At 73.5% G+C, this 13,245-nt stretch carries 12 protein-coding genes; 4 read left to right on the top strand and 8 right to left on the bottom strand.

Annotated elements, in window-relative coordinates; translation table 11 throughout:
* Nucleotides 1-14 precede the first annotated feature (14 nt).
* Both JOF36_RS04960 and JOF36_RS04955 read right to left on the bottom strand, forming a co-directional pair.
* Nucleotides 15-704 (bottom strand): response regulator, encoded by a 690-nt coding sequence (locus tag JOF36_RS04960; protein WP_210025235.1) that lies wholly within the window; start codon nucleotides 702-704, stop codon nucleotides 15-17.
* Nucleotides 692-1,864, bottom strand: coding sequence for a sensor histidine kinase (locus tag JOF36_RS04955; RefSeq protein WP_210025234.1), 1,173 nt, complete (start codon nucleotides 1,862-1,864; stop codon nucleotides 692-694). The genes JOF36_RS04960 and JOF36_RS04955 overlap by 13 nt, the downstream gene beginning before the upstream one ends.
* Nucleotides 1,865-1,980: 116 nt before the next feature.
* Between JOF36_RS04955 and JOF36_RS40710 the strand changes: the two genes are divergently transcribed.
* Entirely contained in the window at nucleotides 1,981-3,210 is a 1,230-nt protein-coding gene (locus JOF36_RS40710; RefSeq protein WP_307862216.1) for a DUF418 domain-containing protein, read from the top strand.
* Here JOF36_RS40710 and JOF36_RS04945 read toward each other — a convergent pair.
* The 3 genes from JOF36_RS04945 to JOF36_RS04935 form a co-directional block, all read right to left on the bottom strand.
* Nucleotides 3,207-3,647 carry a hypothetical protein gene (locus JOF36_RS04945; RefSeq protein WP_210025232.1) on the bottom strand — a complete coding sequence of 147 codons (441 nt, stop codon included), beginning with the start codon at nucleotides 3,645-3,647 and terminating at the stop codon, nucleotides 3,207-3,209. The two genes, JOF36_RS40710 and JOF36_RS04945, sit on opposite strands and share 4 nt — an antisense overlap.
* Before the next feature lie 74 nt (nucleotides 3,648-3,721).
* Nucleotides 3,722-5,185, bottom strand: a complete 1,464-nt coding sequence (locus JOF36_RS04940) for a fused MFS/spermidine synthase (protein WP_210025231.1) — start codon at nucleotides 5,183-5,185, stop codon at nucleotides 3,722-3,724.
* Nucleotides 5,186-5,222: 37 nt separating this feature from the next.
* The gene (locus JOF36_RS04935) at nucleotides 5,223-6,242 is read right to left on the bottom strand and encodes an NADP-dependent oxidoreductase (protein WP_210025230.1); all 1,020 of its coding nucleotides are present in this window, start codon (nucleotides 6,240-6,242) and stop codon (nucleotides 5,223-5,225) included.
* A 129-nt stretch (nucleotides 6,243-6,371) separates the two neighbouring features.
* On the opposite strand from JOF36_RS04935, the gene JOF36_RS04930 reads away from it, so the two are divergent.
* Together JOF36_RS04930 and JOF36_RS04925 are read left to right on the top strand one after the other, a co-directional pair.
* Nucleotides 6,372-6,845: a DUF222 domain-containing protein gene (locus JOF36_RS04930; RefSeq protein WP_210025229.1), complete on the top strand. Its 474-nt coding sequence runs from the start codon at nucleotides 6,372-6,374 to the stop codon at nucleotides 6,843-6,845.
* A gap of 32 nt (nucleotides 6,846-6,877) precedes the next feature.
* Complete coding sequence (locus tag JOF36_RS04925; RefSeq protein ID WP_210025228.1) at nucleotides 6,878-8,239, top strand: HNH endonuclease; 1,362 nt, start codon at nucleotides 6,878-6,880, stop codon at nucleotides 8,237-8,239.
* Nucleotides 8,240-8,370: 131 nt separating this feature from the next.
* Here the strand turns inward: JOF36_RS04925 and JOF36_RS04920 are convergent, their stop codons facing one another.
* Entirely contained in the window at nucleotides 8,371-9,027 is a 657-nt protein-coding gene (locus JOF36_RS04920; protein WP_210025227.1) for a TetR/AcrR family transcriptional regulator, read from the bottom strand.
* An 88-nt stretch (nucleotides 9,028-9,115) separates the two neighbouring features.
* Between JOF36_RS04920 and JOF36_RS04915 the strand changes: the two genes are divergently transcribed.
* A complete protein-coding gene (locus tag JOF36_RS04915; protein ID WP_210025226.1) occupies nucleotides 9,116-9,934 on the top strand; it encodes an SGNH/GDSL hydrolase family protein in 819 nt (272 codons plus the stop codon).
* A 1-nt stretch (nucleotide 9,935) separates the two neighbouring features.
* Here JOF36_RS04915 and JOF36_RS04910 read toward each other — a convergent pair whose 3' ends face one another.
* Nucleotides 9,936-11,096 (bottom strand): acyl-CoA dehydrogenase family protein, encoded by a 1,161-nt coding sequence (locus JOF36_RS04910; RefSeq protein WP_210025225.1) that lies wholly within the window; start codon nucleotides 11,094-11,096, stop codon nucleotides 9,936-9,938.
* Complete coding sequence (locus tag JOF36_RS04905; RefSeq protein ID WP_210025224.1) at nucleotides 11,093-13,201, bottom strand: ATP-binding protein; 2,109 nt, start codon at nucleotides 13,199-13,201, stop codon at nucleotides 11,093-11,095. Before JOF36_RS04905 ends, JOF36_RS04910 begins: the two co-directional genes overlap by 4 nt.
* Between the last annotated feature and the right edge of the window lie 44 nt (nucleotides 13,202-13,245).

The following is a 13,245-nucleotide window of genomic DNA, read 5'->3' as shown; positions in this document are numbered from 1 at the left end:
CGTCGTCTTCCGGCTCAGCCGGGTGGGTCGAGGCCCGCGTCGTGCACCAGCAGCGCCACCTGCACCCGGTTGTTGAGGTCGAGCTTGGTGAGGATGGCCGAGACGTGGGTCTTGACCGTGGCGACGCTCAGGTGCTGCCGGGAGGCGATCTCGGCGTTGGACCGGCCGGCGCCGAGCTCGACGGCGATGGTGCGTTCCCGGTCGGCGAGCAGCCCGAGGCGGCGGCGCGCCGCGTCCCGGATCGTGTCCTGTTCGGATCCGGCGACGCGGTCGATGAGCCGGCGGGTCACCTCGGGTGAGAGCACCGGGCGGCCCTGCGCCGCGTGCCGGATGGCGAGGACCAGCTCGTCGGGCGGGGTGTCCTTCAGCAGGAACCCGGCCGCTCCGGCCCGCAGCGCGCGGAGCACGTGGGCGTCGGCGTCGAAGGTGGTGAGCACGACGACCTGGGGTGACCGCGGGCGGCGGCGCAGGGTCTCGGTCGCAGTGAGACCGTCCGTGCCGGGCATGCGGATGTCCATCAGCACCACGTCCGGTGCGTGGCGATCGGCCAGTTCCACCGCTTCCGCGCCGTCGCCCGCCTCGGCGACCACCCGCAGGTCGGTGGCACCGCGCAGCATCATGGCGAGACCGAAGCGGACGACCGGGTCGTCGTCGACGACCAGCACGTCCACGGTCGGCTCGGGCTGGGGGCTCACGCCGGCCACGGTAACCGCATGCTGACCCGCCACCCGTCGGGCGCGGTCGGGCCGTACTCGAGCCGGCCGCCGACCAGCGTCGCCCGCTCGGCCAGCCCGCGCAGCCCCTCCCCGGATCCGGGCGGGCGGGCGGCGGCCTGCGCGGGGACGGCCGGCGGCAGGTTCTCGACCTCGGCGACCAGGTGGTCCCCGGACTCGTCTGCGATGCGCACGGCGATCGGTGCACCGGGTGCGTGCTTGCGGGCGTTGGTGAAACTCTCCTGGAGGAACCGGTAGAGGGTGCGTCCGACGGTCTCGGTGACCGGGCGTCCACCGGTCGTCACGCCGTGGCCGTCGTCCAGCTCGACCGGTGTTCCGGCCCGTCTCGTCTCGTCGATCAGCTCGCCGATGTCCGTGACGCCGGGCAGCGGGAGCTCGCCCACCGGGGCGCGGAGCACGCCGATGACCTCGCGGAGGTCCTGCAGGGCGCGGTGCGCGTTCTCCCGGATCACCTCGGCGGCCCGCGCGGCCTCCTCGGCCGTCGCGCCCCGGTGGTAGGCCAGCGCACCCGCGTGGACGCTGAGCAGCGACAGCCGATGGCCGAGGGCGTCGTGCATCTCCCGGGCGAGGGTCTCGCGCGCCTCGTGCTGGGCGCGCTCGGCGCGCAGCCCGGCCTCGACCTCGGCCATCGACGCCCGTTCCCGCAGGGAGGCGATGAGCTGGCGCCGGCTGCGGACCAGCAGGCCCCACGCCACCGCGATGCCGGGTCCGGAGAGGACGAACGGGACCAGCAGCCACAGCGGTACGGCGGGGTCCGGGCGCAGCGTGTAGTAGACCCCGAGGGCGAGCAGGTTCGCCACGGCCGTCGCCGTCGTCGCCCGGGTCGAGCAGTGGACGGCCACGGTGAACAGCGCCACGAGTGCCGCCGGAGCGGCCGACTCGGCGAACGTGGACAGCACGACCAGGCCCGACGCGACGGGCAGGGGGTACCGGCGCCGCCACCACAACGCGAGGCAGCCGACCACACCGGCGACGATGTCCAGGTACGCCAGCCAGGGCGGTACCGCCTCCGAGATCTGCAGGCGGATGCGGACGCCGAGCAGTCCGACCACGGCCGGGAGCACGACCAGCAGGGCGTCGGTCGCCCGGGGGTGCCACGCCGGTCGTGCCGTTCCCGGAACCCACGTCATGGGACGGAGCGTAGGTCGGCGTCCGCGGCGCGGGACTCTCCCCGGCTCTCAGGCTTGAGTGTGCCCCGAGGGCATGGTCTGTGATGGCGGCGTCCGCCCGAGAGGAGTCCCGCCCCGTGTCCACCACGACCGATCCGACCAGCCCCGGCGAGGCCGCGTCGCCCAGCCCGACACCGGTGTCCCGCCGCGCGCTCGCCCCGGACCTCGCCCGCGGGATGATGCTGCTGCTCATCGCGCTGGCGCACGTGCCGTGGTTCCTCTACACCTCGGACGTCGGCGTCACGCTGCTGCACCCGGCCGGCGGCAGCGTCGCCGACCGGGTCGCGCAGGCGTTCACGATCATCACGGTCGACGCCCGCGCCTACCCGCTGTTCGCGCTGCTGTTCGCCTACGGCATCGGTCAGCTGTACACCCGGCAGATCGCGGGCGGCACCTCCGCGGGTGACGCGCGCCGGCTGCTGCGCACCCGGCACCTGTGGCTGCTCGGGTTCGGGCTGCTGCACGCCGCGCTGCTGTGGCAGGGCGACATCCTCGGCACGTACGGCCTGATGGGGCTGGTGCTCGTGCCGCTGTTCCTGAACCGCAGCGACCGCGTCCTGAAGATCTGGATCGGCGTGCTGCTCGCCGCCGGCGCCGGGTACGCCGGCCTCATGACGGCGCTCGCCGGTGTCACCTCGGCCGCCGGCCCTGCCGCGACGGCGGTGCAGCGGCTGCCGATCGAGCAGGACAGCTACCTGCTCTCGATCCCGTTCCGGCTCCTCATGTGGGCACCCGGGCTGCTCGCGGGGTTCCTCACCCTCACGCTGCCCGCCGCGTTCCTGCTCGGCCTGCTGGCGTCACGGCACCGCGTGCTCGAGGAGCCCGCGCGGCACCTGCGTCTGTTGCGGCGCACCGCGATCGTCGGGCTCACCGTCGGCTGGGGTGTCGGCGCCGTGCAGGCCATGGTGCACCTCGGAGCGTTCGCGGCCCCCGCCCCGACCGGCCTCTCCGAGCTGCACATCTACTCCGGCTTCTTCGCCGGCATCGGCTACGCGGCGGTGTTCGCCCTGGTCGCGCACCGGATCACGGCGCGCGGCACGACCCCGCCGCTCCCCGTCCGGGCCCTGGTGGCGCTGGGGCGGCGTTCGATGAGCGGGTACGTGGCCCAGTCCCTGGTCTGGGCCCTGGTGCTCGCCGCGTCCGGGCTCGCGGTCGGCGCCCACCTGTCGAGCTGGTCGGCGCTGCTCGTCGGGATCGGTACGTGGCTGCTGACCGTCGTCGTCGCCCACCGGATGGACCGGGCGGGCGTCCGCGGGCCTGCGGAGACGCTGCTGCGCAGGCTCACCTACCGCTCAGCGCGACACTAGTGCTCGTCGCGGCCGGTCAGCTCGTGTTCCAGCTCGTCAGCCAGGTGCACGACCTGGCGGAACGGGAACTCGAAACCGTCGAGCGAGGTCGGACGCAGCGGGATCGAGTGCCGATAGACGAGGACACCCTCCTCGGCCGCGAGTCCGCCCACCACCGAGGGCCCGGCCAGCTCGAGCGCCTTCGTCAGGTCCACGTCACCGAGCCGGGCGACCGGGGACTCGATCTGCACCCACTCCTGCTCCGGGTCCGCGACGGCCGCGGCCGCGTCGGTCACCTCGACGCCGGGCTGCGCGGCGTCCTCGGTCACCCGCTTCACGACGACGAGCTGGGTCCGGTCACCGGTGGTCGGCAACCGGAACCGGAGCTCGTTCGCGCTCTGCCGGACGATCTCGTACCGCACCACCACGTAGGACTGCAGGTCCTCCCAGGTCGCCACGCCGTCTCCCCCTCGATCAGTGATCCCGCCGCCGCGACCCTAGCGGGTGCACCCTCCACCGGAGCCGGGCGGCGTCAGCCCTGCAGCCCGGTGGTGATCAGCTGGTCGACCGGGGCACGGTCGTCGGTGAGCACGGCGGCATCCCCGGTGAACGCGGCCGTCCGGGCCGGGTCGAGCACCGTCCCTGCCTCGCCGGCACGGCCCAGCGCGGCGCGCAGCCCACCCGGGTCGATCGACCGGTCGGACGCGACGACCACGACGTTCCCGCCGCCGCCCGGCGCGAACTCCTCGGGCCGGGCCACGAGCATCGTCGCGGCGAACCGGGAGTCCACGGTGGCTGTCGCCGCACGCACCAGGTCCATCGGGTCCCGGTCGATCACGTTGAGCACGTAGAGGCCGCCCGGGCGCAGCACCCGCTGCACCTGGTCGAGGAACTCGGCGGTGGACAGGTGCCAGGGCACCGAGCGGGCCCCGAAGGCGTCGCCGAGCACGACGTCGGCGGAGTCGTCCGGCAGCCCGGCCAGGTTCACCCGGGCGTCGCCGGTCTGCACGGTCGTCCCGGGGATCGCGCCGGCGCCCAGCTCGCGCACGGCCAGTTCGACCACGCCCCGGTCGAGCTCCAGCACCGTGGAGGTGCTCCCCGGCCGGGTCGCGGCCAGCCAGCGCGGCATGGTGAGCGCCCCGCCGCCGACGTGCACGGTGTCGAGCGGCTCCCCCGGCGGGTAGGCGGTGTCGATCGCGGCGGCGAACCGCTTCGTGTAGGCGAACTCCAGGTGCGCGGGGTCGCCGGACCGGACGTAGGAGTGCCGCAGGTCGTCGAGCACCAGGTAGCGCCCGGCCGGGTCGTCCGGGTCGGGCTGCACGGCGGCGCAGTAGTAGGTCGTGTCGGCGTCGCACCGGCCCGGGATCGCGACCAGTGCGACGGCCAGCAGCACGGCCGCCGTCCCGCCGCGCAGCACGTCGCTGCGCCGCCGCCGCGGCGCGAGAACCAGCCCGAGTACCAGGCACGCGGCCGCGGTGACCAGCAGGATCGCGCTGACCGGGAGCAGCGCGACCAGCACGAAGCCGGTGAGGAAGGTGCCGGCCAGCGAGCCGAGCGTCCCGGCCGCGGACAACCCGCCGACGACCTCGCCGGACCGGTCCAGCCCGGTGAGCCGGGCCTTCGTGACCGCCGGGGTGACCGCGGCCAGCGCCGTCACCGAGACCAGTGTGGACGCCGCGACGAGCAGCACCGCGGCCGACGGCCCGGCGCCGAGCAGCGGCCCGAGGAGCCGGACGACCGGGCGTACGGCGAGCGTGCCGAGGCCGCCGATCACGAGCATCAGCGCGGCGACGGCCACCGGGTCACGCTGGTCCGCCCACTTCCCGCCGAGCGCCGCGCCGGCCGCGATCCCGGCCAGCGCCACCCCGATCACGGCGGTGGTGGACTCCAGGGTGAGTCCGACGTAGGGGGCGACGAGCCGGGTCGCGAGGGTCTCGACCACCAGGATCGCCGCACCGGAGACGACGACGGCGGTCCGGGCGAGGGCGAGGCGCACGGTGTCATCGTGCCCCGGCCGGCCGGACACCCCGCCGTCAGGCCTGCTGCAGGCGCAGCACCAGCTTGCCGGTGTTCTCCCCGCGGAACAGCCGCAGCAGCACGTCGGGGAAGTCGTCCACGGTGCCGTCGACGACGTCCTCCCGGCTGTGGATGCGGCCCTCGGCCAGCCAGCCGGCGAGCTCCGCACCGGCCTCGCCCCAGCGGGAGACGTAGTCGCCGACCAGGAAACCCTCCATCCGGGCCCGGTAGACCAGCAGGTTCATGTAGTTCTTCGGGCCCGCCATGCCGGCCTCGGCGTTGTACTGGCTGATCGCGCCGCAGATCACCACGCGGGCGTGCATCGCGAGCCGGGCGAGGACGGCGTCGAGGATCTCGCCGCCGACGTTGTCGAAGTAGACGTCCACGCCGTCCGGGGCGAGCTCCTTGAGCCGCTGGGAGACCTTCTCGGTGCGGTAGTCGATCGCGGCGTCGAAGCCGAGCTCGTCGACGATCCAGGAGCACTTCTCCGGGCCGCCCGCGATGCCGATCACACGGGCGCCCCTGATCTTCGCGAGCTGCCCCACGACGGAGCCGACCGCGCCCGCCGCGCCGGAGACCACGACCGTCTCGCCCTCGGCCAGCGCGCCGACGTCGAACAGTCCGAAGTAGGCGGTCATGCCGGTCATGCCGAGCAGCGCGAGGTAGCGCTCGGGCGGCACCTCGGCGGTGGGCTGCACCTTCTGCAGACCCTGCGGTCCGGTCTCGACGTACTCCTGGACGCCGAGCACGCCGGTGACGGTGTCACCGACCGCGAAGTCCGGGGTGTTCGACGCGACGACCTCGCCGAGGCCGAGCGCGCGCATCACGGCGCCGATCTCCACCGGCGGGGCGTAGCTCTTGCCCTCGTTCATCCAGCCGCGCATCGCCGGGTCCAGCGAGACGTGGCTGACCCGCACGACCAGCCGGCCCTCGCCGGGCTCGGGCACCGCTTCGGAGGTGTGCTCCCAGACCTCCGGTCCGGGTGTCCCGGTAGGACGCGCGGCGAGCCGGACCTGACGGTTGATGTCGTTACCCATGGGTCCACGTCTACGCGCTCGGGGCCCGGCCCGCCGCGTGCGGATCCGCACCGGCCGGGGCAGGAATACCGGCCGGGCCCGGACCTTCGCCCGGCCGAAACTGTCGGTGGTCGACGGTATGTTCGAAAAATGCAGCCGACGGTGCTACCCGACGGGCTGGCGGACACCCCGCCCGGCCCGGCACTGGGTGCGTTGCTGACCGGGATCGACCCCGCCCGGGTCGCGAACGGCGACACCGTCACCGTGCTGCAGGCCTGGCGCCGTCAACGCTCCCACACCGATGCGGGGGAACTCACCGTGCTGGCCCAGGTGGGCCGCTGCCGCCGGGACACTCCACCGGAGCGGGTGGCCCGGCTGGAGGCTCCCGACCCGGACTGCGGGTTCGAGATCGCCGCCGCGCTGACACTGACCGAGCTGGCCGCCTGGCGCGAGCACGCGCTGGCGGAGATGGTCGTGCACCGGTTGCCGACCGTGCACGCCGCGCTCGCCGCGGGTGAGATCGACCGCGGCAAGGCAGTGGTGTTCGCCGACCTGCTCGAGCCGCTCACCGATGCTCAGAACGCCCGGATCTGTGCTGCGTTGCTGCCGAAGCACCGGGCCTGACCACCGGGCAGCTACGGGCGCGGTTGCGGCGGATGGTGATCGCGATCGACCCGGACGCGGCCCGGCGCCACTACCAGAAGGCCCTGGGTCAGCGGCGGGTGATCTGCTATCTCGACGAGGACGGCACCGCCACCCTGTCGATCATCGGACTGGACCCGACCGCGGCGCAGGCCGCCTGTGAGCGCCTCGACGGCCTCGCCCGTGACCTGCGCGCGGCCGGACATCCGGAGCCGCTGCCCGCCATCCGTGCCGATCTGTCCACCGCGCTGCTCGACGGCAGCCTGCACACGCTGAGCCACGACGACATCGTCGCCGTCATGCTGGCCCGCGCCACCGCACCCGATCCCGAGGCCGGCACCGGGACCGTGCCCGCAACCGGTGACGGCCTCAGCCGCCATGACGCCAGGGACTCGAGCGACGCGGACAGCCCGGACAGCGGCAGCAACGGCGACGGTGGCGGCGGCGGCGACGACGGCGACGACGGCGACGACGGCGGCGACGGCGGCGACGGCCGCACGCCGGAGCCCGCCCGGACGGGCATCGAGATCCGCCTACGCCTCTCGACCCTGCTCGGCCACGACGACCACCCCGGCGAGATCCCCGGCATCGGCCCGGTCCTGGCCCCGACCGCCAGGGCCTGTGCGGCGCGTCAGCAGCATGCCGAGTGGCGCTTCGCGATCACCGATCCCGACGGCCGTCTCGTTCTGGCCGGCACCACCCGTCGACGTCCACCCACCGCGCCCGCGCACCCGCTGTTCCGGCAGGCCCACGGCGGCACCGTCGAACTCCAGATCCCCGCCACGCAGCTCGAGCAGCCGGCCGGCCTGCCGCCGCCCGGGTGGGAACCGCTGATCGCCGACCTGGTCGCCCAGTACACCCGCCGCGACGAGCTTCGCGCCGCCCTCGACGAGCGCCCGGACGACCGCCTCCCGCACCCGGCGCTACGCCGGCATGTCGAGATCCGGGACCGCACCTGCTGCTTCGTCGGCTGCCGCCGCCCGGCCCGCAAGGCCCAGCAGGACCACACCTGGGAACACCAGCACGGCGGGCCCACGGTGACCGAGAACCTCGGCCCGTTGTGCGTTCTACATCACGCGATCAAGACCGCCGGGCGCTGGCGTGTGCACCAGCCCGAGCCCGGTGTGTTCCGCTGGCGCAGCCCCCTGGGCCGGGTCTACTGCACCCGCGGCGAGCCCGTCTGCCCGCCGTTGCCCGATCCCTTACCCGAAGCCCAGCCCGAGGGCTTCCGGCCGGCGCCGCCGGTCCCGAGCCGGCTCCAGCGCGAGATCGACGACCTACCCCTCTACCCGCCCGCAGCACCCGAACCCGACGTCGCCGACCCGGCGACGGCCGCGCCGCCCGAGCGCGCACCACCGGCCGATCCGCCGTTCTGATCCCAATGCAGGATCGGGTGTCGAGGCCACGGTCGTGCGGGCAGGTTCCCGGCGGCAGGACGATGGGCGGGAGGGCCGCCTCGTCTGCCGAGGCCCGCGCGATCTCGAACCGTTGCCCGCGCCGCCCGGGTTCAGGTCCTCCGCGTCCCGGGTGGCGGTGGCGTAGAAGGCCTGCCCTTGTCCTGTATGGACTCCTTGGGAGCGACTCCGCCGAGCAACGCGGCGACGACCGAGCCGGCGAACTCCTCAACACCGGGCCGGTGCTCCGCGGGGTCGAGGAAATGGCCGATGAAGGCGCGCTCGAGACAGGCACCGAGGAGCAGGCTGCCCGCTGCCGCGGGATCGACTCCTTCACTGACACGGCCGTTCGCCTGCTCCGCGGCGAGGTAGTCACGCAATGCCCGGCCGACGAACTGCGGCCCTGCACCGCGGGCTCGCAACGCGGCGCGGTGGGCGGCGAGCAGCGACGGCTCGGAGAACAGCGAGGCCGCCATCGGGAAGCCCTGTTCGTAGAACTCGGCGGCGGCCTGCGCGACCTCGTGCAGCACGTCCTCGACCGGCTTCTTGCCGACCTGGTCGGGCAACCGAAGGAGAACGGGGGCGAGGCCGGTGGGGCCGCGTTCGCCCAGTACCGCCAGGAAGAGATCCGTCTTGTCCCGGAAGTGCTTGTAGAGCGTCGCCTCGGAGTAGCCGGCCGCCTTGGCGATCTCCTTGGTGGTGGCCCGGGCCAGCCCCCGGTCGCGCATCACCTCGGCCGCCGCGGCGACGATCCGATCGCGCGTGTCCATCGTCATGCTCCTTGACCAGTTGGCAAGTACTCACTCACCATACCGGTGGGTGAGTACTTACTAACCTCGGACCGCAAGGAGATCTACCATGGGAGAACGCATCGTGACGCGACGACGGGTCGTCACCGCCCTATGCCTGTTGCTCGCCGCCCTCGTCCTCCCGGTGGGCGTCGCCGGCTACCTCACCTTCATCCGTTCACCGGACAACGCGCCCAGCGAGGTCTGCGGAGCACCGACCGACCGCCCGGCCGTGGTCGCGGCCGGTGCCAGCATCACGCAGGGCTCGCTCGGCGCCAACTGGGTCGACGCGCTCCAGGACCGGCCCGAGTACGCCGGGTTCCGACTCGTCAACGCCGGGATCAACGGCAACACCAGCGCCGATCTGCGGGACCGGCTCCACACCGACGTCGTCGCGTGCCGACCGGCCGCCGTGATGATCCTGGTCGGTACCAACGACGTCCGGGACGAGGTGCCGGTCACCGAGTACGAGGCCAATCTCGCCACGATCATCGACCGGCTCCGGGAGCACACCACGGCCCGGATCGCGCTGATGTCGCTACCGCCGCTGGGCGAGAACCTGGACAGCGAGCTCAACCGCCGGCTGGCCGGGTACAACGCCGCGATCGAGGACCTCGCCACCCGGACGGACGTGGACCACCTCCCGGTGCACGAACGGATGGCCGAGCTGCTCGGGCAGCGCGCGGACCGCCCCGGCTACGCCTTTTCCTTTCCGCTGGCGCTGACCGCGGCGACCCGCCACTACGTGCTCGGGCAGAGCTGGGACGCCATCGCCCGCAGCGGCGGACGCGAGCTGCTCATCGATCACATCCACCTCAGCGACAGGGGCGCCTCGGTGATCACCGAGCTCGCTGCGTCGTGGCCGGCCACAGCCGATCCGCCGTTCTGACTCAGAGCCCCAGCCGGCGGGCGATCAGCATCTTCTGCACCTCGGAGGTGCCCTCACCGATCTCGAGGATCTTCGCGTCCCGGTAGAAGCGCCCGACCGGGTACTCGTTCATGAACCCGTAGCCGCCGAAGATCTGGGTGGCGTCGCGGGCGTTGTCCATCGCAGCGTTGGACGCGACGAGCTTCGCGATGGCGGCCTCGTGCTTGAACGGCTTCCCCTCCACCAGCAGCCGGGCCGCGTGCTGCCAGGCCAGGCGCGCGGTGTGCGCCCGCACCTCCATGTCGGCGATCTTGAACTGGATGGCCTGGTAGGAGCCGATCGTGTTCCCGAACGCCTCGCGCTCGTGGGCGTAGCGCAGCGACTCGTCGACGCAGCCCTGGGCCAGGCCGACCGACAGTGCGGCGATCGCGACCCGGCCCTCGTCCAGGATCGACAGGAACTGGGCGTAGCCGCGACCGCGCTCGCCGAGCAGGTTCGCCTCGGGCACGCGGACGTCGTCGAAGAACAGCTCCCGGGTGTCCGAGCAGTTCCAGCCGACCTTGGAGTACTTCTCCGACACGGTGAACCCGGGTGTCCCGGCGGGGACCAGGATCGCCGAGATCTCCTTGCCGCCACCGGGCTTCTCGCCGGTCACGGCGGTGACGGTGACGACCGAGGTGATGTCGGTGCCGGAGTTGGTGATGAAGCACTTGGACCCGTTGATCACCCACTCGCCGCCCTCGAGCCGGGCGGTGGTGCGGGTGGCGCCGGCATCCGAGCCGCCGCCCGGCTCGGTCAGCCCGAACGCCCCGAGCGTGCGACCGGCGGCGAGGTCGGGAAGCCAGCGGGCCTTCTGCTCATCGGTACCGAACCGGTAGATCGGCATCGCGCCGAGCCCGACGCCGGCCTCGACGGTGATCGCGACCGACGAGTCGACCCGGGCGAGCTCCTCCAGGGCGAGGCACAGGGCGTAGTAGTCGCCGCCCATGCCGCCGTGCTCCTCGTCGACGGGCAGGCCGAACAGGCCCATCGCGCCCATCTTCGCGACGATGTCGTACGGGAACTCCTCGCGGATGTAGAGGTCCCCGATCACCGGGGCGACCTCCTTGCGCGCGAACTCCTCGACCGAGGAACGCAGCGCCTCGTACTCCTCGGCGCCGGTCTGCTCCGTGGCTGCGGTCATGCCGTCTCCTCCTCACGGGCCTCGACCACGAGCAGCACCGCGTCCTTGGCGACGGTGGCTCCGGGGCGGGCCCTCAGCTCGCGCACCGTCCCGTCGACGGGGGCGGTGAGCACGTGTTCCATCTTCATGGCTTCGACGACGGCCAGCTTCTGGCCGGCGTCGACGGTGTCGCCCTCGGCGACCTCGACGACGGTCACGGTGCCGGGCATCGGGGACAGGACCGGGCCGCCGTCGCTGCCCGACGCGGTGCGGGAGGCCTCGAGGGGTTCCTGCTCGCGCACGCCCCAGGTACGGCCGTCGCGGCCGATCCAGACCACGCCGTCGGGGGCGTGGGCGACGCGGTAGCGGCGGGTGCGGCCGTCGTGGGTGTGCTCGACCAGCCCCGGTGCGACGGTGACGGTGCGGCACCGGACGGTCGGTGCGGCAGCGGTGGCGGACGCGGGTTCCACGGCCGGCCCTCCGGTCGCCGGGGCCGCCTGTCCGATCTCGTCCGCGGTGCTCGCCGGCTCTCCGGCGGCGCGGGACCCCGGCAGCGCCAGGTCGAACCCGGCGGCACGGCCGCGGACCCGTACCTCGGTGGCCTCGCCACCGCCGGCGACCAGCTTGCGCACGGTCCAGGCCGGCTCCCCGACCCGCCAGCCGCCCGGGATGTCGAACGGGTCGACGACCTCGCCGGACGGTTCCAGGCGCAGCAGCGCCTGCCCGGCGACGGCACCGAGCACGTCCTCCGGGATCCCGGGCTCGGCGAGGGCGGCGCCGCGCCGCGCGATCAGGCCGGTGTCCAGCCGGCCGGCGCGGACGTCGTCGTCGGCCAGCAGGGTCCGCAGGAAGCCGATGTTGGTGTCCAGGCCGAGCAGCGTGGTGTCGCGCAGCGCCACGTCGAGCCGGCGCAACGCCTCGTCGCGGGTGGCGCCGTGCGCGATCACCTTGGCCAGCATCGGGTCGTAGTCGGAGCCGACGACCGTCCCGGTCTCGATCCCGGAGTCCACCCGGACCCCGGCCGCCGGGGTCCAGTCGAGCACCGGGCCGCCGGAGGGCAGGAAGGTCAGCACGTCACCGGACGCGGAGGTCGCCTCGGCGTACACCCGGGCCTCGATCGCGTGCCCGGTGAGCACCACGTCGTCCTGGGTGATCGGCAACGGCTCCCCGGCCGCCACCCGCAGCTGCAGCGCGACCAGGTCCAGACCGGTGACCTCCTCGGTGACCGGGTGCTCGACCTGCAGCCGGGTGTTCATCTCGAGGAAGAAGAACTCGTCCGGGCGGTCCGACGACACGATGAACTCGACCGTGCCGGCGCCGGTGTAGCCGACCGCGCGGGCCGCCTCGCACGCCGCGGTCCCCATCGAGGCGCGCTGCGCCTCGGTGAGCAGAGCCGACGGCGCCTCCTCGATGATCTTCTGGTGCCGGCGCTGCAGCGAGCACTCCCGCTCGCCGAGGTGCACGACGGTGCCGTGCTCGTCGGCCATGACCTGGATCTCGATGTGGCGCGGCGTGGTGACCAGCCGCTCGACCAGCAGCGTGTCGTCGCCGAAGGAACCGCGTGCCTCACGCCGCGCCCCGGCGATCGCGTCCGCCAGCTCGCCCTCGGAGTGCACCTCGCGCATGCCCTTGCCGCCGCCCCCGGCCGACGGCTTGAGCAGCACCGGGTAGCCGATCTCGGCCACCACGTTCGCCAGGTCCTCATCCGAGAGCCCGGCGCCGTCCGACCCGGGCACCACCGGCACCCCGGCCTTCGCGACGGTCTGCTTCGCGCGGATCTTGTCGCCCATCGCGTCGATCGCCGACGGCGGCGGCCCGACGAACGCGATCCCCGCCTCCTCGCAGGCGGTGGCGAAGGCGGTGTTCTCGGACAGGAAGCCGTAGCCGGGATGGATCGCCTGCGCTCCCGTCCGCTGCGCGGCGGCGATCACGTTCGGGATCGACAGGTAGGACTCGCCCGCCGCGGCCGGGCCGATGTGCACGGCCTCGTCGGCCGCGCGGACGTGCGGGGCGTCGGCATCGGCGTCGGAGTACACGGCGACACTGCGCACGCCGAGTGTGCGCAGCGTCCGGATGACCCGGACGGCGATCTCGCCGCGGTTGGCGACCAGCACCGTAGTGAACATCGGTTCCTTCTCCAGATCGGCGGGCGGCTCGGGGACGGGGCGGA

The sequence above is a fragment of the Pseudonocardia parietis genome, from assembly GCF_017876315.1.
GTDB classification, from domain to species: domain Bacteria; phylum Actinomycetota; class Actinomycetes; order Mycobacteriales; family Pseudonocardiaceae; genus Pseudonocardia; species Pseudonocardia parietis.
The sequence above is the reverse complement of the archived record's forward strand: the minus strand, read 5'-3'. Positions and strand labels throughout refer to the sequence as shown.